The 18,111-nt window shown below is 72.9% G+C and carries 16 protein-coding genes; 4 read left to right on the top strand and 12 right to left on the bottom strand.

Translation table 11 applies throughout. The features are described 5' to 3' along the window. Positions 1-280 precede the first annotated feature (280 nt). The 7 genes from BU197_RS29940 to mshD all read right to left on the bottom strand — a co-directional run bounded on the left by BU197_RS29940 (position 281) and on the right by mshD (position 7,329). A complete protein-coding gene (locus BU197_RS29940; RefSeq protein WP_188271455.1) occupies positions 281-703 on the bottom strand; it encodes an NUDIX hydrolase in 423 nt (140 codons plus the stop codon). Then, the gene (locus tag BU197_RS29935) at positions 700-1,695 is read right to left on the bottom strand and encodes a CHAD domain-containing protein (RefSeq protein ID WP_188271454.1); all 996 of its coding nucleotides are present in this window, start codon (positions 1,693-1,695) and stop codon (positions 700-702) included. The genes BU197_RS29940 and BU197_RS29935 overlap by 4 nt, the downstream gene beginning before the upstream one ends. Then, positions 1,682-3,916, bottom strand: coding sequence for an RNA degradosome polyphosphate kinase (locus BU197_RS29930; RefSeq protein WP_188271453.1), 2,235 nt, complete (start codon positions 3,914-3,916; stop codon positions 1,682-1,684). Before BU197_RS29930 ends, BU197_RS29935 begins: the two co-directional genes overlap by 14 nt. 221 nt (positions 3,917-4,137) lie before the next feature. Continuing rightward, the gene (locus BU197_RS29925; protein WP_188271452.1) at positions 4,138-5,076 is read right to left on the bottom strand and encodes an ABC transporter permease subunit; all 939 of its coding nucleotides are present in this window, start codon (positions 5,074-5,076) and stop codon (positions 4,138-4,140) included. Beyond that, on the bottom strand, positions 5,073-5,912 hold the full coding sequence (locus BU197_RS29920) for an ABC transporter ATP-binding protein (protein WP_188271451.1): 840 nt from the start codon (positions 5,910-5,912) through the stop codon (positions 5,073-5,075). Before BU197_RS29920 ends, BU197_RS29925 begins: the two co-directional genes overlap by 4 nt. Next, positions 5,909-6,298, bottom strand: coding sequence for a GntR family transcriptional regulator (locus BU197_RS29915; protein WP_188271500.1), 390 nt, complete (start codon positions 6,296-6,298; stop codon positions 5,909-5,911). Before BU197_RS29915 ends, BU197_RS29920 begins: the two co-directional genes overlap by 4 nt. Before the next feature lie 104 nt (positions 6,299-6,402). Further along, positions 6,403-7,329 carry a mycothiol synthase gene (mshD, locus tag BU197_RS29910; protein ID WP_188271450.1) on the bottom strand — a complete coding sequence of 309 codons (927 nt, stop codon included), beginning with the start codon at positions 7,327-7,329 and terminating at the stop codon, positions 6,403-6,405. Positions 7,330-7,494: 165 nt separating this feature from the next. Here mshD and BU197_RS29905 point away from each other — a divergent pair, with 165 nt between their 5' ends. Next, on the top strand, positions 7,495-9,324 hold the full coding sequence (locus BU197_RS29905) for a bifunctional metallophosphatase/5'-nucleotidase (protein WP_188271449.1): 1,830 nt from the start codon (positions 7,495-7,497) through the stop codon (positions 9,322-9,324). Between the two features lie 115 nt (positions 9,325-9,439). Here the strand turns inward: BU197_RS29905 and BU197_RS29900 are convergent, their stop codons facing one another. The 5 genes from BU197_RS29900 to BU197_RS29880 all read right to left on the bottom strand — a co-directional run bounded on the left by BU197_RS29900 (position 9,440) and on the right by BU197_RS29880 (position 14,955). Beyond that, positions 9,440-10,792, bottom strand: a complete 1,353-nt coding sequence (locus BU197_RS29900; protein WP_188271499.1) for a sensor histidine kinase — start codon at positions 10,790-10,792, stop codon at positions 9,440-9,442. A gap of 173 nt (positions 10,793-10,965) precedes the next feature. After that, positions 10,966-11,691, bottom strand: a complete 726-nt coding sequence (locus BU197_RS29895) for a response regulator transcription factor (protein WP_188271448.1) — start codon at positions 11,689-11,691, stop codon at positions 10,966-10,968. A 32-nt stretch (positions 11,692-11,723) separates the two neighbouring features. Beyond that, the gene (locus BU197_RS29890; RefSeq protein ID WP_188271447.1) at positions 11,724-12,785 is read right to left on the bottom strand and encodes a S1C family serine protease; all 1,062 of its coding nucleotides are present in this window, start codon (positions 12,783-12,785) and stop codon (positions 11,724-11,726) included. Between the two features lie 289 nt (positions 12,786-13,074). Beyond that, positions 13,075-14,103 carry a LacI family DNA-binding transcriptional regulator gene (locus BU197_RS29885; RefSeq protein WP_188271446.1) on the bottom strand — a complete coding sequence of 343 codons (1,029 nt, stop codon included), beginning with the start codon at positions 14,101-14,103 and terminating at the stop codon, positions 13,075-13,077. Positions 14,104-14,127: 24 nt separating this feature from the next. Further along, positions 14,128-14,955 (bottom strand): winged-helix domain-containing protein, encoded by an 828-nt coding sequence (locus BU197_RS29880; RefSeq protein ID WP_188271445.1) that lies wholly within the window; start codon positions 14,953-14,955, stop codon positions 14,128-14,130. 309 nt (positions 14,956-15,264) lie between these two features. Between BU197_RS29880 and BU197_RS29875 the strand changes: the two genes are divergently transcribed. The 3 genes from BU197_RS29875 (at position 15,265) to BU197_RS29865 (ending at position 18,084) form a co-directional block, all read left to right on the top strand. After that, positions 15,265-16,002, top strand: a complete 738-nt coding sequence (locus BU197_RS29875) for an alpha/beta hydrolase (RefSeq protein ID WP_188271444.1) — start codon at positions 15,265-15,267, stop codon at positions 16,000-16,002. Positions 16,003-16,046: 44 nt separating this feature from the next. Continuing rightward, entirely contained in the window at positions 16,047-16,301 is a 255-nt protein-coding gene (locus tag BU197_RS29870) for a MoaD/ThiS family protein (RefSeq protein WP_188271443.1), read from the top strand. A gap of 529 nt (positions 16,302-16,830) precedes the next feature. Further along, positions 16,831-18,084, top strand: a complete 1,254-nt coding sequence (locus BU197_RS29865; RefSeq protein WP_317452256.1) for a hypothetical protein — start codon at positions 16,831-16,833, stop codon at positions 18,082-18,084. Positions 18,085-18,111: the final 27 nt, after the last annotated feature.

The raw sequence follows: 18,111 nt of genomic DNA, 5'->3' as shown, positions 1-18,111 counted from the left end.
GCGTACGGGGAAGCGCGCGGAGCCCGTGCCCGTACGGAAGCGGGGCCGTGCGGGAAACGGGGGCGTACGAGGACGTGACCGCACGGAGCCGCGGGCGCACGGAGGCATGGGCGTGGAGGCATGGCCGTACGGAGGCATGGCCGCGTGGCCGTACGGCGACGGGGTCGTACGAGGACGGGGTCGTACGAGGACGGGGTCGTACGAGGGCGAGGACCCGGCCGCGTGAGGACATGGCCGTACGAAGGCATGGTCGTACGGAGGCGGCGGTGGCGCGGGGGGACTATCCGGCCGGCGTGGACGTCAGGGCGTCGAGGAGTTCGCGGTCCCGGGCCTGGGTGAGCAGGGTGCGGGCGGCGGAGGGCGGCAGCCAGCGCAGGGCGTCGACCTCGCGGGTGGGGGCGAAGGTGCCGCCGAGGGCGCGGGCGGCCCAGTAGTCGACTTCCTTGGGGCGTCCGTCCACGGTGTAGCGGACCGTGGGCAGCCGGGGGCCGAGCGCGCAGGTCTGGCCGGTCTCCTCCAGGACCTCGCGCAGCGCGCAGGCGTCCGCCGGCTCGGCGCGCTTGCGTTTGCCCTTGGGGTGCGACCAGTCGCCGTACTTGGGCCGGTGGACGAGGGCCACCTCGATGCCGTGGCCGGAAAGCGCCGGGCGCCACAGGACGCACCCGGCGGCCCTGACCGGTTCGCGGTCCCGGGGCGTGGTCATGGGACCGGGGCCGTGGTTCTCCGCCAGGCGCGCTGGAAGGCGTAGCGGGCGGCTTCGACCTCGTGCCGCTGGTCGGCGTGGAGGACGCCGAGGGCGTAGGCGGTGGCGGGGGCGATGCGGGGGGTGCGGGCTGCCGCCGCCGCCGCTGCCGCCGCCTCGGAGGCGTCCCGGTGCCGGTCGAGGGCGCGGGCGGCCTCGTAGAGGGCGGAGTCGGGTTCGCCGCCGGTGTGCCGGGCCTCGGCGGCGTAGCGGTGCAGCCGGAGCAGGGCGCGGGTGTGGTGCCAGGGGGCGTCCTGGCCTTCCCCGGTGGCGAGGGCGAGGGCGTCGGCGTTGTACGGGCGGGCCGCGCGGGTCAGGGGGAGGGCGGCCACCGCGTCGAGCAGGCGCCGCTCGGCGACCTCGGCGGGCGCGTCGAGGACCTCGGTGGCGGGGGAGGTGCCCGCGGGGCCGAGGGGGACCTCGGAGGCGAGGAGGGCGACGGCGTCGGCGACGGCGTGGAACCGGGCCGAGCCGAGGGCCTGGAGGGAGGCCGAGTGGGCGCGGGTCCTGGCCAGGGTCAGCTGGCGTTCCAGGAGGGCGCCGGCGCGGGCCGCGCCGACGGTGAGTCCGGCGGAGTCGCCGCCTCTGGCGGCCGGGACGGGGCCGCCGGGGCCGCCGGTGCCGGTGGAGAGGCGGGACAGGGCGTCGCCGAGGCGGAGCAGCCGGGAGGTGCAGGCGTGCTCGACGGCGAGGGTGCCGGAGAGCCAGACGAGTTCGGTCCGCAGCCGGTCCGCCCACTCGATGTCGAGGAGGGGGCGGAAGGTGTGGAGGGTGCCGCCGATCCGGCGGGCGGCGCCGCGCAGGGTGCGGGCCGCCTCCTCCGATCCGGCGGTGTCCGAGCCGCTCTCGCCGTGGAGCCGCAGGCCGCGGAGGAAGTCCGCGGCGCGTGCGTGCAGGTAGGGGGCGAGGATCTCGCCCGCCGTGCGGTCCTGCGTGGGGTCAGGGTTGTGCACGCCGGCGCCTCCGCGCGTCGATGAGCATCTCCTGGACGTGCCGCAGGGGGCGGCCCTCGGCGTCGGTCGCGTGCCGCGTCCAGTCGCCGTCGGGGCCGAGGTGCCAGGAGGAGGTGGTGTCGGACATCCCGGTCTCCAGGAGCCGGGTGAGCGCCGCGCGGTGGGCCGGGTCGGAGACCCGTACGAGGGCTTCGATGCGGCGGTCGAGGTTGCGGTGCATCATGTCGGCGCTGCCGAGCCACACTTCGGGTTCGCCGCCGTTGCCGAAGGCGAAGACCCGGGAGTGTTCGAGGAAGCGGCCGAGGATGGAGCGGACCCGGATGTTCTCCGAGAGGCCGGTGACGCCGGGGCGTACGGCGCATATGCCGCGGACCCAGATGTCGACGGGGACACCGGCGCGCGAGGCCTGGTAGCAGGCGTCGATGACGGCCTCGTCGACCATCGAGTTGACCTTGATGCGGACGTACGCGGGCCGGCCGGCGCGGTGGTGGGCGATCTCCTTGGTGATGCGGGAGACGAGTCCGTCGCGCAGGGACTTGGGGGCGGTGAGGAGGCGTCGGTAGGTCTCGCGGCGGGAGTAGCCGGAGAGCCGGTTGAACAGGTCGGAGAGGTCCGCGCCGACCTGCGGGTCGGCGGTGAGCAGGCCGAGGTCCTCGTAGAGGCGGGCGGTCTTGGGGTGGTAGTTGCCGGTGCCGACGTGGGAGTAGCGGCGCAGCATGTCGCCTTCCTGGCGGACGACCAGGGAGAGCTTGCAGTGGGTCTTGAGGCCGACGAGGCCGTAGACGACGTGGCAGCCGGCCTCTTCCAGCTTGCGGGCCCACTTGATGTTGGCCTGTTCGTCGAAGCGGGCCTTGATCTCGACGAGGACGAGGACCTGCTTGCCGGACTCGGCGGCGTCTATGAGGGCGTCGACTATGGGCGAGTCGCCCGAGGTCCGGTAGAGGGTCTGCTTGATGGCGAGGACGTCGGGGTCGGCCGCCGCCTGTTCGAGGAAGGCCTGGACGGAGGTGGAGAAGGAGTCGTACGGGTGGTGCAGGAGGACGTCGCGCTCGCGCAGGGCGGCGAAGATGTCGGGTGCGGAGGCGGATTCGACCTCGGCGAGGTCGCGGTGGGTCCCGGCGACGAACTTGGGGTACTTGAGTTCGGGCCGGTCCTGTCCGGCGATGCCGAAGAGTCCGGTGAGGTCGAGGGGGCCGGGCAGCGGGTAGACCTCGGCGTCGGAGATCTTCAGTTCGCGGACGAGCAGGTCGAGGACGTAGGGGTCGATGGACTCCTCGACCTCCAGGCGGACCGGGGGGCCGAAGCGGCGCCGCATCAGTTCCTTCTCCAGGGCCTGGAGCAGGTTCTCGGCGTCGTCCTCCTCGACTTCCAGGTCCTCGTTCCTGGTCACCCGGAACATGTGGTGCGCCAGCACCTCCATGCCGGGGAACAGCTCCTCCAGGTGGGCCGCGATGACGTCCTCCAGGGGGACGTAGCGCTGCGGGGAGGCTTCGAGGAAGCGGGCGAGCAGCGGCGGGACCTTGACGCGGGCGAAGTGGCGGTGGCCGCTGACGGGGTTGCGGACGACGACGGCCAGGTTGAGGGAGAGGCCGGAGATGTACGGGAAGGGGTGGGCCGGGTCCACGGCGAGGGGGGTGAGGACGGGGAAGATCCGCTGGCGGAACAGGGTGAAGAGGCGCGCCTGCTCCTTCTCGGTGAGTTCGGGCCAGCGGATGAGGTGGATGCCTTCGTCGGCGAGGGCGGGGGCGACGTCCTGCTGGAAGCAGGCGGCGTGCCGGGCCATGAGTTCGCGCGAGCGGGTCCAGATCAGGTCGAGGACCTCGCGGGGCTGGAGTCCGGAGGCGGAGCGGGTGGCGACGCCGGTGGCGATGCGGCGCTTGAGCCCGGCGACGCGGACCATGAAGAACTCGTCGAGGTTGGACGCGAAGATCGCGAGGAAGTTGGCCCGTTCGAGGAGGGGGGTGGCGGGGTCCTCGGCCAGTTCGAGGACGCGTTCGTTGAACGCGAGCCAGCTGCGTTCCCGGTCGAGGAAGCGCCCCTGGGGCAGCTGGTCGCCGTCGGTGCCGTGCGGCTCGGCGGGGGCGTCCGGGTCGGTGACGACGGCGCCGTTCACCACCTGGGCGCGGGGCGCGGTGCGGGAGCCCGCGGCGGGCGCTGCGGACGACGGGACGGACGGCGTGGCGGGGGCCGGGACCGGGACCTCGGCGGGCTGCTGGCTCATGGCCCCATTCTTCCGCGCGAAGGGGTGGTCGGGCGCGTCGGAGCGGGCCGTGGCGGAGGGGAGCCTTCCCTTGGGAAGGACCGCCCTGGCGGGCGTGGGCACGGAGCGCTTCATTGCGTGAGCGTCGCAAGCGCGTCTGAATGGCCGGTAACGACGACATGTCGTATGGGAATCGGGGGCGGGGCCGTGACGGGCCCCGCCCCTGGTGGGGCCCGGGGGTGTCAGGCGTGCCGGGCGCGCAGCACGCGGAAGGCGGCGAGGAGGGCGAGGGCGGTGAGGGTGAGGAGGATGGTGGTTTCGATGAGCTGGGTGGGCCAGAAGTGGGAGCGGGGGTGGTAGTCGAGGAACTGGGCGACGACCTTCTCGTCGGTGCGGCAGGGGACGTCGGGGGTGTTGTCGAAGCAGAACCAGCCGGGCAGTCGTTCTCCCGAGGCGCTGATCAGTCCCTGGTGTACGTACATGCCGGTGCCGGAGGGGTCGAGGGGTTCGCCGGGTGCGGCGGTGGCCGTTTCGAGGGCCAGGATGTCCCATCGGAAGGCGTAGAAGACGCCCATGATCAGGCCGGTGACGCCTCCGGTGGCGGCCATGGCGAGGAGGGTGCGCCGGATCAGCAGGCCGGCGAGGGCGCCGATGGCGATGGCGAGGAGGAGGTAGGCGGTGAGGGTGGTGCCGGTGACCAGGTACGGGCCGGGGTTCCACCAGTTGGTTTTCCAGCTGCCCGACACCCGGGGCCAGCCGATCAGGTAGACCGCGGTGAGCAGCAGGGCCGTGCCGAGGGCCAGGGCGGTGGCGGTGAGCAGTTTGCCGCGGAACCAGGCTGCGGGGCTCACGGACTGGGTGAGGGAGAGCCGATACGTCCCTGATTCGAACTCGCGCGCGATGAGGGGTCCCGCGACGAAGAGGCCGACGAGGAGCGGCAGGGCGATCATGCCGGTGGACATGCTTTGCATGGCCCCGCGCAGCAGGTCCAGTCCGCTGCCGTAGACGCCGAAGAGCCGGTGGTCGCCGTCCGTATACATGTCGGGCGTCCGCGCGTCCCAGATCCGCAGGGCGCCGATCACCAGCAGCGCCAGGAGGACCAGCGCGCCCGCCAGCCACAGGGTCCGCCGGTGCTGGCGGACCGTCACCCAGTAGACGCCCTTGAGGGCGAGCGTGCTCATGCCGGGACTCCTTCGGTGGTACGGAGGTGGGCGAGGAGGAGTTCCTCCAGAGAGGGTTCCGAGGTCTCCCAGGGCCCGTCGACCGGGCCTTCGCGGCGGATCAGGGCGGTGAGCTGACGTCCTGTCGTGCGGGATTCGACCACGTGGTGCGGGGCAAGGTCGGCGACCGGGCCGGTGAGCAGGGTGTGAGTGGAGAGGAGTTCCTCGATGGAGCCGTCCAGGAGGATCCGGCCGCCGTGGAGCAGCAGGAGGTGGTCGCAGGCGTTCTCCAGCTCGGTGAGGATGTGCGACGACATGACGACGGTCGTGCCGTTCTCGGCGGCCTCGGCCATGAGCAGACCCATCAGCCGGCGCCGGGCGAGCGGGTCGAGGTCGGCCATCGGTTCGTCCAGGAGGAGGAGTTCGGGCCGTTTGCCGAGGGCGAGCGCGAGGGCGACCCGGGTGCGCTGACCGCCGGAGAGCCGGTGCACCAGGGTGCGGGAGGAGAATCCGCCGCCTTCGAGGACCTGCCGGGCGAGGGCGTCGTCCCAGCGTCCCGGGTTGAGTTCGCGGCCCATGCGCAGGGTGTCGTCGACGCTGAGCCGGGGGTGGAGCGGCTTGTCCTGGGCGACGTACGCGAGGAGGGCCCGCCCGGGGGTGGTGAGGGTGCCCTCGGTGGGGCGCAGAAGGCCTGCGGCGAGGGCGAGGAAGGTGGACTTCCCGGCGCCGTTGGGGCCGACGAGGGCGCAGATCCGGCCCTGGGGGAGGGAAAGGTCGCACTCCCGCAGGGCCCAGTCGCCGCGCCTTCCGTATTTCTTGCCCAGGCGGTCCGCCGCCAGGGCGGTGTCGTGCGTCATGGTGCCTCGTCCCCCTCGAAGTGTTCCTTGAGTACGGAAGTGAAGAGCGCCGCCACGTCCTCCCGGTCCAGGCCCGCCGCGCGGGCCCGGTGGGCCCAGTCGGTGAGTTCGCCGCGCAGGGGCGAGTCGGCGGGGGCGGTGCCGAGGGTGGTGCGGACGAAGGTGCCGAGGCCCCGGCGGGCTTCCACGAGGCCTTCGCGTTCGAGTTCGCGGTAGGCCTTGAGGACCGTGTTGGGGTTGATGGCCGTCGCTTCGACGACCTCGCGCGCGGTGGGCAGCCGGTCGCCGGGCTCCAGGAGGCCCATCCGGAGGGCCTGTTTCGTCTGGTGGACGATCTGGAGGTAGGTGGCGACGCCGCTGCGCCGGTCGATGCGGTACTCGACCACGTACTGCACCACCCTTTCACTAGTGAAGTAGTGAAAGGGTGATGGAAGGAAGGGGGCGGTGTCAACCGCCCCCCTGGGAAAGCCCGTTGGTTCCCGAAGCCGGGCTACGACTCCGTGCGGTACATCAGGTCCACCTCGTGGGTGACGAAGCCGAGCCGCTCGTACACCGTCACCGCCGCCGTGTTGTCGGCGTCGACGTACAGCATCGCCGTCGGCAGGCCCTGGGCCGCCAGGTGGTGCAGACCGGCCGAGGTGAGGGCCTTGCCGAGGCCGCCGCCCTGTGCCTCGGGCAGGACGCCGACCACGTACACCTCGCCCAGGCCCTCCTCCGCGTGCGTCTTCGTCCAGTGGAAGCCGATCAGGCGTCCGTCCTTCTCGGCGAGGAAGAAGCCCTTCGGGTCGAACCAGGGCTCGGCCATCCGGTCGGCCAGGTCCCGCTGGGTGAGCGAGCCCTGCTCCGGGTGGTGGGCGAAGGCGGCCGAATTGACGGCGAGCCAGGCCGCGTCGTCCTGCCCGGGGACGAAGGCGCGCAGGGTGACGCCCTCGGGCAGCACCGGCTCCGCGATGTCCAGCGGGGCCAGTGGCCGCCGGAGCTGGCGCAGTTCGCGGAAGAGCGTCAGACCGAGGACCTGGGCGAGGTGCCGGGCGGAGGACTTGCCGCCGTGCGCCCAGACCCGCAGCCGCTTGCCGGAGGTGCCGAGCAGGGCGGTGCCGAGCGCCCGCCCGTGGCCGCGCCCCCGGTGGGCCGGGTGGACGACCAGCTCGGCGGCGGGCGCCTCGATGGGGTCGGTCTCCTCCATCTGGGCGTAGCCGTAGAGGTCCTCCCCGACGGTGAGGAGGAAGTGGCGGACGCCTTCGCGGTGCCCGTGGCGGAGGTAGAGCCGGCCCTGCTCGGAGACGGCGTGTGCCCCGTCGGCGCTGTACGCGGCCTCAAGGAGCTCCAGTACGTCCTGGACCTGCTCGGGTGTCAGCTCGTCGTAGGTGTGGATCTGCCGTCCGGGCTCAAGGGCCGGCGCCGCGTCGGAAGTCATGGACACGAGCCTACGGCGACGTACGGCCGCCCCGGCGAAAGGCGGCGGCAACTGTCTTGTAACCCGCAGCCCCCTGTTGCGCTACGCGCGTTGACCCTAGGCTGCAACCCGCAGACGGGGGAGTACGTCAACACCGCAAAACAGGTCAAGGGACGAGTGGGAGCGATGGCAGGGACATCGAGGAAGAACAAGACCGGACGGCGTGTTCTGGCCGCCGGGGCGGGGCTCGTCGCCGTCGGCGCGCTCGTCGCCGCGTCGCCGTCAGCCGGCGCGGGCACGGACCCGTACGCCGCCGGCAACGGCAACGGCAACGGCAAGGGCTGGGGCCGGATGGTCGACGTCCAGCTGCTGTCCTTCAACGACCTGCACGGCAATCTGGAGCCCCCGACCGGCTCCTCCGGCCAGGTCACCCGGGTCAAGCCGGACGGGACCACCGAGAAGATCGACGCGGGCGGCGTCGAGTACCTGGCCACCCATCTGCGCCAGGCCCGCCAGGGGAATCGGTTCTCCGTGACGGCGGCGGCGGGCGACCTCATCGGAGCCTCCCCGCTGCTCTCCGGGCTCTTCCACGACGAGCCGACCGTCGAAGCCCTGAACAAGCTGGACCTGGACGTCACCTCGGTGGGCAACCACGAGTTCGACGAGGGCGCCGTCGAGCTGGCCCGGATGCAGAACGGCGGCTGCCACCCGACCGCCGGGTGCTTCGTCGCGGGCAAGAAGTTCAAGGGCGCCGACTTCCCCTACCTCACCGCCAACGTGACGAAGGAGAAGACGGGGCAGCCGCTGCTCGACCCGTACTTCGTCTGGGAGAAGGAAGGCGTCCGGATCGGCTTCATCGGCGTGACCCTGAAGGGCACCCCGAACATCGTCACCGCCGAGGGCGTCAAGGGCCTGAAGTTCGGCGACGAGGTCGAGACGATCAACAAGTACGCCAAGATCCTGGAGCGGCAGGGCGTCAAGTCCATCGTCGCCCTCGTCCACGAGGGCGGGGTCCCGGTCTCCCAGTCGTACGACTACGACTGCGACAGCCCCGGTCCGGGCGACGGGATCTCCGGCCCGATCGCCGAGATCGCCAGGAACGTCTCCCCGCAGGTCGACGCCCTGGTCACCGGCCACACCCACCAGGCGTACGTGTGCACCATCCCCGACCCGGCGGGCAAGCCGCGCCTGGTCACCTCGGCGTCCTCGTTCGGCAAGCTGTACACCGACACCACGCTGACGTACGACCGCGCCACCAAGGACATCGTGCGTACGGCCGTCGCCTCCGCCAACCACGTCGTCTCGCGTGACGTGCCGAAGGCGCAGGACCTGACCCGGCTGATCACCGACTGGCAGACCCTCGCCGCCCCGGTCGCCAACCGCCCGCAGGGCTACATCGCCGCCGACATCAACGGACGCGGCTCCACGGCGTACGAGAAGCCGCTCGGCGACGTCATCGCCGACGCGCAGCTGGAGGGCCTGGCCCCGGCGGACAAGGGCGGCGCGCAGCTGGCCCTGATGAACCCCGGCGGCATCCGCGCCGACCTGGTGTACGCGGCGTCCGGCGCCGAGGGCGACGGCGTCGTGACCTACGGCGAGTCCTTCACCGTGCAGCCCTTCACCAACATGATGAACGTGGTCGACCTGACCGGCGCCAACCTGATCACCGCGCTCAAGCAGCAGGTCAGCGGCCCCAACCTGAACTCCATCAAGATCCTCCAGGTCTCGAAGGGCCTCACCTACACGCTCGACATGACGAAGACGGGCGCGGACCGCGTCGTCGACGGCACGATCAAGCTGAACGGCGAGCCGATCGACCCGTCGAAGAGCTACCGGGTCGCGATCAACGAGTTCCTCTCGGGCGGCGGCGACGGCTTCGCGGCCCTGGCCACCGGCACGAACAAGCTGGTCGGCGCCTCCGACCTGGACGTCTTCAACGCCTACCTGGCCGCCCACTCCTCGGCGGCCAACCCGCTGCCGGTCCCGGCGGCGGACCGCGTCACGGTCGTGAAGTAGCACCCGCACCCGTAGGGGCGACGCTCCCCGAGCAGCCCCGCTCCCGTAGGGGTCCCGTGAACGAAAAGGGGGCGGCGGACCGGTTACCCGGCCCGCCGCCCCCTTCGTCGTCCGCTCAGGAAAGGCGGCCCGTCGCCTCCGGCGGCGGCGTCGGCGCCCCCGGAAGCCGGATCGTCGCCACCGTGCCGCCGCCCTCCGCCGGAGCGAGGGCGACCGTGCCGCCCGCCTGGTGGACCGTACGGGCCACGATCGACAGACCGAGCCCCGAGCCGGGCAGACTGCGGGCCGAAGGGGAGCGCCAGAAGCGGTCGAAGACGTGCGGCAGCTCCTCCGGGGGGATGCCGGGCCCCCGGTCGGTCACCGTCAGCTCGCCCCGCATCAGGGTCACCCCGACGGTGCCCCGGGGCGGCGAGAACTTCACCGCGTTGTCCAGGACGTTGACCAGGGCCCGCTCCAGGGCCGCCGGGTCCGCCCGTACGTACCAGGGCGCCAGATCCGTGACGAAGGTCAGCTCGGGACCGCGCAGCCGCGCGCGGTCCAGGGCCGCCCGCAGGACCGTGTGCAGCGGCACCACCGCGAGCGGCCCCGGCTGCGCGGTGTCCGGGCGGGCCAGCTCCTGGAGGTCGCCGATCAGCGCGGCCAGCTCCGTCATCTGCGCCTTCACCGAGGCCATCAGGGCCCGCCGGTCCTCCGGCGGGATCGCCCGGCCGGTCTCCTCGCTGCGGGCGAGCAGCTCGACATTGGTGCGCAGCGAGGTGAGCGGGGTGCGCAGTTCGTGCCCGGCGTCGGCGATGAGCTGCGCCTGCCGGTCCCGGGAGGTCGCGAGCGCCGCCGTCATCGCGTTGAACGAACGGGAGAGCCGGGCGATCTCGTCCTCGCCCTCGACCGGGATACGGACGGTCAGGTCCTCGGTCGCGGCCACGTGCTCGACCGCCCCGGTCAGCCGGTGCACCGGTTCGAGACCCGTACGGGCCACCCAGAGCCCGGCGGCGCCAGCGCCGACCACGCCGATGCCGGAGACCAGCATCAGCACCCAGCGCAGGGTGGACATCGAGTTGTCGATCTCGGAGAGCGGGCGGGCGACGGAGACCGCGATCCCGACGGAGCCCTCCTGCGGATAGGTGAAGACCCGCATCTCGCGCCCGGCGTCGTCCTTGACGGTGTGCAGGATGTCGCCGAGCTGCCCCCGCGCCACCGCGAGATCGCCCGGTCCCGCCGGGATCGCGGCCTTGCCCGAGGTGCAGACGCCGCCGGTGGCGAGGACGACCTGCACGGTGTACGAGCCCGCCACCGGGGGCGGGGTGGTGCCCTGGCGGCAGAGGGCGAGAAGGCTCTGCACCCCGTTCGCGTCGAGCCGGGTGCCGCGCAGCGAGGCGTCCATCTCGGTCTCCAGCTGCGCCCGCGTCACGAACCAGCAGGCGAGGGAGACGGCGGCGACGGCGAAGGCCACGGCACCGGCGGTGAGCAGGGCGAGCCGGGAGCGGAGCGGCCGCGAGCGGAACCAGGCGAGGGGGGTGCCGCGACGGGACCCGGGGGCGGACGAGGGGGCGGCGGGGCCGGGTGTCGTGGGTCCGCCGGGACCGGGTGTCAGGGGCCCGCCGGGACCGGGTGCCGTGGGTCCGCCGGGGCCGGACAGGGGGCTCACTCCCCGCCTCCTCCGCGCAGCGCGTAGCCGACGCCCCGCACGGTGTGCACGAGGCGCGGTTCGCCGCCCGCCTCCGTCTTGCGCCGCAGGTACATCACGTACACGTCAAGGGAGTTCGAACTGGGCTCGAAGTCGAAGCCCCACACGGCCTTGAGGATCTGCTCGCGGGTCAGGACCTGCCGGGGGTGCGACAGGAACATCTCAAGGAGCGTGAACTCGGTCCTGGTCAGCTCCACCGGCCGGCCGCCCCGGGTCACCTCGCGGGTCGCCAGGTCCATCCGCAGGTCCTCGAAGGACAGCACGTCGGCGTCGGCGGGGCCGCTCGTGGGAGCCGCGTACGAGCTGCGCCGCAGCAGCGCCCTGATCCGGGCGAACAGCTCGTCCAGCTCGAAGGGCTTCACCAGGTAGTCGTCCGCGCCCGCGTCGAGCCCGGTGACGCGGTCGCCGACGGTGTCGCGGGCGGTGAGCATCAGGATGGGCACGGTGGAGCCGGCGGCCCGGATGCGGCGGGCGGCGGTGAGCCCGTCCATCCGGGGCATCTGGACGTCGAGGACGACGAGGTCGGGGGCGTACGACTCCATCTGGGCGAGGGCGTCCAGACCGTCGACGGCGTCCCGCGTCCCGTACCCCTCGAAGGCGAGGCTGCGGCGCAGGGCCTCCCGGACGGCGGGTTCGTCGTCGACGATGAGGACGCGTTCGGCTTCGTGTCGTTGGCCTGTCATGGACTCAGCGTCGCATGCGGCCGGATCGGCGGTCAGCTGCCGCCGCCCGCGCGCAGGGTGGCCAGATCGGCCTTCACCGTGTCGACCGGGATCGCGAATCCGAGACCGATGCTTCCGGCCCCGGAACCACCCGGAGAACTGGGCGAATACATGGCGGAATTGATTCCGATGATCTCGCCGTTCATATCGATGAGCGCGCCGCCGGAATTCCCCGGATTGAGCGAGGCGTCGGTCTGGATCGCCTTGTACGTGGTCTTCGACGAGCCGGTGTCGCCGTTGAACCGCTGCCCGCCGAACTCGAACGGCCACGCCTGGCGCGGGTCGAACTGCTGCTGCTGTTCCTGCTGTCCGCCCTCGTCCTTGGCGACGGTCACGTCCCGGTCGAGCGCGGAGACGATGCCGCTGGTGACCGTGCCGGTCAGGCCCTCGGGCGAGCCGATGGCGACGACCTGGTCGCCGACCCGCAGGCCCTTGGAGTCGCCGAGGGTGGCCGTCTTGAGGCCGGAGGCGCCCTTCAGCTTGATCAGGGCCAGGTCCTTGGCGGGGTCGGTGCCGACGATCGAGGCGGGGTAGGAGCTGCCGTCGGCGAGCCGGACGGTGATCTCGGAGGCGCCGGAGATCACATGGTTGTTGGTGACGATCTCGCCGTCGGCGGTGATGATCACGCCCGAGCCGGTGGACTGCCCGGAGTTCGAGGAGGCGGAGATCTCCACGATGGAGGGCGAGACGGCCTGCGCGACCCCGGCGACGGTGCCGTTGGTGCCGGAGGAGACGTTGGTGCCGGAGACGGCGGCGGGCGCGGCGGCCACGGGAGTGCCGGCGGCCAGGCGCCCGACGAGGGTGGCGGTGCCGCCGCCGACCACGGCGGCGGCGATGGCCACGGCGGCCAGCAGACCGACACCGCGCCGGGACCTGCGGTGCGGGGCGGGGGAGTGGGCGGCGGCGGTCGGCGCGGCGGGTCCGGACGGCGGTACGGGACCGCCGGAGGGCCAGACCGTGGTGCCGGGTCCGGTGGTGATCGGCTGCGCCGGGTCGTACGGCGGGCGCGGCGGATACGAAGGGTGCTGCGGCTGCTGTTCCGGGAAGTCCGTCATGCCTATGACTCTCGGATCCGTAGATGAGAGCCGTCTGAGGACCGGCTGAGAAGCCCGACAGAAGGGCGTATGCCCGATATAAAGTCCGCGCGGACCTTGTACGGGCCTTCCCGCCGATGCTTGTACGGGGCTTCCCGGCGGACCGTGTACGGGGCTTCCCGGCGGACCTTGCGCCGGTCTTCCAGACGGACCTTGTACCGGTCTTCCCGGTGATGCTTGTGCGGCCTTCGCGCGGCACCGGGACGGGCCCTTCGCGGGGAAGGGCCCGGCGGGGGCGCGGTGGGGAGGCTCAGTCGCCGTCGCAGCCGCAGGAGCGGCGGACGATCAGCGCCGAGGGGAAGAGCCGTACGCGCTCGCGGCGCGAGCCCGACACCCGGATCGAGTCGTCGAGGACCAGGTCGACGGCGGCGCGGGCCATCGCCGGGCGGTCCGAGTGGACGGTCGTCAGCGGCGGATCGGTGAGCGCCGCCTCCTTCACGTTGTCGAAGCCCGCCACCGCCAGCTCCGTCGGCACCTCGATGCGCAGTTCGCGGGCGGCCCTGAGCACGCCGAACGCCTGGTCGTCGGTGGAGCAGAAGATGGCCGGCGGCCGGTCGGGACCGGCGAGCAGCTCCAGGGCGATGCGGTAGGCGTCGTAACGGTTGTACGGGGCCTCGAAGAGGCGGCCCTCGACCGAGCGGCCCGCCTCCAGCATGGCCCGCCGCCAGCCCTCGACGTGGTCGGCGACCGGGTCGCCTATGGCCGGGGTGGTCGGCACGCCGCCGAGGCACGCCACGTACGGGTGCCCGTGCTCCAGGAGGTGCCGGGTGGCGAGCTGGGCGCCGCCGATGTCGTCGGTGACCACGGCCACGTCGTCGATCGCCTCGGGCCGCTCGTGCAGCAGCACCACGCGCGCGTCCCAGGCCTCGATCTCGCTCGCGGCCTGCTCGTTCATGCCCTGGCTCACCAGGATCAGACCGGAGACCCGCATCCCGAGGAAGGCACGCAGATAGTGGATCTCGCGCTCGGTCCGGTAGTCGGAGTTCCCGACGAGGACCATCTTCCCGCGCTCGGCGGCGGCCTGCTCGACCGCGTGCGCCATCTCCGCGAAGAACGGCTGCCGCGCGTCCGGGACGATCATGCCTATGAGGTCGGTGCGCCGTGAGGCCATCGCCTGGGCGACCCGGTCGGGCCGGTAGCCCAGCTCCTTGATCGCGGCGAGGACACGCTCGCGCGTGGCCGGGGCGACCGGCCGGGGTCCGTTGTTGATCACGTAGCTCACGACCGCGGTCGAAGTTCCCGCCAGTCGAGCTACGTCATCCCGCGTCACCTTGGCCACGCGCGGCAGTCTACGCGGGGGGATCTACCTACCGGCTGGTCGCACTGTGGCGTCCGCCACGTTCCTGTCCTCCGAACGGGTGCCACCGGCCGCGTCGTTCTTGACGGCGGCATCCCTCCGGGCTCGTGCGGCGGCCCGGGTCCCGCCCGGGGAACGTGCCTCGTCGGGGACTCTCTCGGCCTTCTCCGGGGTCACGAAGCGGTAGCCGACGTTGCGGACGGTCCCGATGAGCGACTCGTGCTCAGGACCCAGTTTGGCCCGCAGTCGCCGTACGTGGACGTCGACCGTCCGGGTGCCGCCGAAGTAGTCGTACCCCCACACCTCCTGGAGGAGCTGCGCGCGCGTGAACACCCGCCCGGGGTGCTGGGCGAGGTACTTCAGGAGCTCGAACTCCTTGAACGTCAGGTCGAGGACCCGGCCCTTGAGCCGGGCGCTGTACGTCGCCTCGTCGACCGACAGATCGCCGTTGCGGATCTCCATCGGGGAGTCGTCCGCGGCGATCTGCCGACGGCCCGTCGCGAGCCGCAGCCGCGCCTCGACCTCGGCGGGACCCGCCGTGTCCAGGAGGACGTCGTCGATGCCCCAGTCGGCGGTGACGGCGGCGAGACCGCCCTCGGTGACGACGAGGAGCAGCGGACAGCCGAGCCCGGTGGAGCGCAGCAGCTGGCAGAGGGAACGCACCTGCGGGAGGTCGCGCCGCCCGTCGACGAGGACCACATCCGCGCCGGGGGTGTCCACGAGGGCGGGGCCCTCCGCCGGGGCGACCCGGACGTTGTGCAGCAGCAGACCGAGGGCGGGCAGCACCTCGGCGGAAGGCTGGAGGGAGTTGGTCAGGAGCAGCAGAGAGCTCATCGGACCCCTCCCGCCAAGGGTTGGTGGTGCTTCGTTCGCTCGGGCATCACTCGGTTCCTCCTCGGTCCCTGCCTGCGAGGACGCGGCACTGCTTCGTACTTCCTTCGTTCCGTACGGATCCCTGCCGCTCTCGCGCCCTGAGAGCTTTCGTTCACCCGTCCGTAACAACGGTCGGAAAACGCAAAAGGACCCGGGGGCTGCTTCGCCCGGATCCTCCGCCCAGCACAATAGCCCACATGGGTTCCGAGGGAAGAGAGCGGATTTCCTGTGAGTGATGTCTTTCCGATCACTTCCGGCTCACGACAGGCCATGTTGCACACGGATGACGATGTCCGGATCGAGGCGTTTTACGAACCGTCTCCCGCCAGTGTCACCGATACGGCCGTCGTCGTCGCGCACGGGTTCACCGGCTCGGCCGGGCGACCCGCCGTCCGGCGCGCCGCCCGCGCCTTCGCCGAGCGCGGCGCCGCCGCCGTCGTGACCTTCTCCTTCCGGGGCCACGGCGGCTCCGGGGGCCGCTGCACCGTCGGCGACCGGGAGGTCCACGACCTGTCCGCCGCCGTCCGCTGGGCCCGTGAACTCGGTCACGCGCGCGTGGCGACGGTCGGCTTCTCCATGGGCGGCTCCGTGGTCCTGCGCCACGCGGCGCTCGACCGGGACTCCGAAGGCCGGGCCGACCGAGTGGCCGCCGTCTCGGCGCCCGCCCGCTGGTACTACCGGGGCACGGCCCCGATGCGCCGCCTCCACTGGGTGGTCACCCGCCCGGCGGGCCGGCTCGTCGGGCGGTACGGGCTGGGCACCCGTATCGACAGCGGGGGCTGGGACCCCGAGCCGCTTCCCCCGGTCCGCGCGGTGCCGCTCATCGCGCCGACACCGCTGCTGATCGTGCACGGCGACCGGGACCCGTACTTCCCGCTCGACCACCCGAGGATGCTCGCCGGGGCGGGGGACGCGGAGCTGTGGCTCGAACGGGGCATGGGGCACGCCGAGAACGCGGCGGACGACGGCCTGTTGGCCCGCCTCGGAGACTGGCTCACGCGCGCATAGCCCATGATGGGTGCGGCGCGCACACGACCGAAGGGAGCGCCGCTATGGCAGCGGGAACCATCCGCTACTGGGCCGCGGCCAAGGCGGCGGCGGGCGTCGCGGAGGAGCCGTACGCCGCCGAGCACCTGGCGGAGGCCCTCGACGCGGTCCGCGCGAAACACCCGGGCGAGCTGGTCAGGGTCCTGACACGGTGCTCGTTCCTCGTCGACGGCGACCCCGTCGGAACCCGGAGCCATGAGACGGTACGGCTTGCCGAGGGCGGCACGGTCGAGGTGCTCCCCCCGTTCGCAGGAGGGTGAACCCCACAGCATGAGCAACGACCAGTACCACGGTGGCCGGCCGTACGACCCGTACGCGAACGGGCAGCCCCGGGGACCGGAGCCGGAGGCCGCCGACGTCGCGCAGACGTGGGAGGGCCAGACCTGGGACACCCAGTACCAGCCCGCCGTCTCGCACGACAGGCCCGGCCAGGCCCAGCCGGACACCCCCGGCCACGCGGGCGTACCGCAGCCCCCGGCCCCCGCTCCCCAGACGTACCCGCCGCCGTACGGGGGACAGCCGTCGTACGGAGGGCAGCCGGGGTACGGGGGACAGCCGGGGTACGGGGAGCAGGCACCGTACGGGGAGCAGGCACCGTACGGAGGACAGCAGGCGTACGGGGGGCAGCCGGCGCAGGGTGCCCAGCCGTTTCCTGGTGCCCAGCCGTCACAGGGCGCCCAGGCTTCCTACGGCGGTCAGCCGCCGCACGGTGCTCAGCCGTCCCAGGGTGCTCAGCCCCCTTACGGGGACCAGCCGTCCCAGGGTGCCCAGCCTTCCTACGGGGATCGGCTGTCGTACGGGGGCCAGCCGTCGTACGGAGAGCAGTCGTACGGGGGCGGGTCGCACGGTGGTCACGCGTACGGCGGGCAGGACCCGTACGGCGTGCAGCAGCCGTCGCAGTCTGCACAGCCGTCCCACTCGTCCCACCCGTCACAGCCCGCGCAGCCCCCGCACCTGACGCATCCCGCGCAGGCGGCGCCCGGAGCGCAGGCGACGTACGGCGGCGCTCAGCCCACGCACGGAGCCCCCGGCACTCAGGGAGCCCCCGGCACTCAGGGCCCCTACGGCTCCCCGCTCCCCGCCGCCGCCCAGGCCCCCTACGCCGCCCAGCCCTCCCACGGCGCCCCCGTCGCCTACCACCCGGAGCAGACGGCGGCCCCCGCGGCTCCGGAGCCGGTGGGGCCCGGGTCCGTCGCAGGACCGGCCGCCCCCGCCCCGGGTGACGGCGCGGCGGTCGAGGACGGCGGTCCCGCCTGGTCCTCGCCGACCACCTCGGGGAACACCCGGATCACCGACGCCCAGCGGGCGCGGGCCGAGGGAAGGTCGCCGATCATCGATCCCGGCATGCGGCCCGCCGCGCTGACCGCCGTCCTCGGCCTGCTGCTCGCCGGGGGCGCCGCGCTCGGCGCGTACGGGCTGCTCGTCCCGCTCGTCCTGCTCCAGGGCCTCACCGCCGCCGGCTGGTTCCGGCTCAACGGGATGTGGCCCGCCCGGCAGGGCATCGCACTGGCCTTCGCGGGCGGTCTGGTCGCCGACGCGGCCCTGCTCGCCGTCGGCCGGGAGAACGCCGCCGCCGCGATCCTGGGCACCCTCGGCGCCTGGGTGCTGCTCTGCCTCGTGCTCCAGCTGCGCAGCCACGCCGATCCGGACGAGCGCATGTACGGCCTGATGGCCACGGTCGCCTCGGCCGCGCTCACCGTCGCCGCCACCGGACACCTCGGCGCCGACCCGGACGCGGTGGTCGTCGGCGGGATCGCGGTGGCCGCCACCGTCCTCGTCCGGGCGCTGCCGCTGCCCGGCGCCGTCTCGGCGGTCGCCGCGCTGCTCGCCTCGGCAGGCGCAGGCTTCGTGGCCGGGGGCCTCACCGACCTGGGCTCCTCCGGTGCGCTCCTCGGCCTCGGGGCCGGGGTCTGCGCCCTGGTCGGCCTGCGGGCGGCGAGCTACGACTACCCGTCGCGCTTCGTCCACATGACGGCCGGGGTCGCGCTGCCGCTGGCCGCCGCCGCGCCCGCCGTGTATCTGCTCGGCCGGGTCCTGACCTGATCCCGTGGGGCGTCCCAAGCGCCCCTC

The organism is Streptomyces sp. CBMA291, assembly GCF_014596525.1.
Taxonomy (GTDB): Bacteria; Actinomycetota; Actinomycetes; order Streptomycetales; family Streptomycetaceae; genus Streptomyces.
The sequence above is the reverse complement of the archived record's forward strand: the minus strand, read 5'-3'. Positions and strand labels throughout refer to the sequence as shown.

What these genes read in the sequence shown, in the direction of transcription:
- BU197_RS29940 (WP_188271455.1), bottom strand. Translation starts at nt 703, where the DNA reads ATGACCACGCCCCGGGACCGCGAACCGGTCAGGGCCGCCGGGTGCGTC.
- BU197_RS29930 (WP_188271453.1), bottom strand. Translation starts at nt 3,916, where the DNA reads ATGAGCCAGCAGCCCGCCGAGGTCCCGGTCCCGGCCCCCGCCACGCCG.
- BU197_RS29925 (WP_188271452.1), bottom strand. Translation starts at nt 5,076, where the DNA reads ATGAGCACGCTCGCCCTCAAGGGCGTCTACTGGGTGACGGTCCGCCAG.
- BU197_RS29920 (WP_188271451.1), bottom strand. Translation starts at nt 5,912, where the DNA reads ATGACGCACGACACCGCCCTGGCGGCGGACCGCCTGGGCAAGAAATAC.
- mshD (WP_188271450.1), bottom strand. Translation starts at nt 7,329, where the DNA reads ATGACTTCCGACGCGGCGCCGGCCCTTGAGCCCGGACGGCAGATCCAC.
- BU197_RS29905 (WP_188271449.1), top strand. Translation starts at nt 7,495, where the DNA reads ATGGCAGGGACATCGAGGAAGAACAAGACCGGACGGCGTGTTCTGGCC.
- BU197_RS29895 (WP_188271448.1), bottom strand. Translation starts at nt 11,691, where the DNA reads ATGACAGGCCAACGACACGAAGCCGAACGCGTCCTCATCGTCGACGAC.
- BU197_RS29890 (WP_188271447.1), bottom strand. Translation starts at nt 12,785, where the DNA reads ATGACGGACTTCCCGGAACAGCAGCCGCAGCACCCTTCGTATCCGCCG.
- BU197_RS29880 (WP_188271445.1), bottom strand. Translation starts at nt 14,955, where the DNA reads ATGAGCTCTCTGCTGCTCCTGACCAACTCCCTCCAGCCTTCCGCCGAG.
- BU197_RS29875 (WP_188271444.1), top strand. Translation starts at nt 15,265, where the DNA reads ATGTTGCACACGGATGACGATGTCCGGATCGAGGCGTTTTACGAACCG.
- BU197_RS29870 (WP_188271443.1), top strand. Translation starts at nt 16,047, where the DNA reads ATGGCAGCGGGAACCATCCGCTACTGGGCCGCGGCCAAGGCGGCGGCG.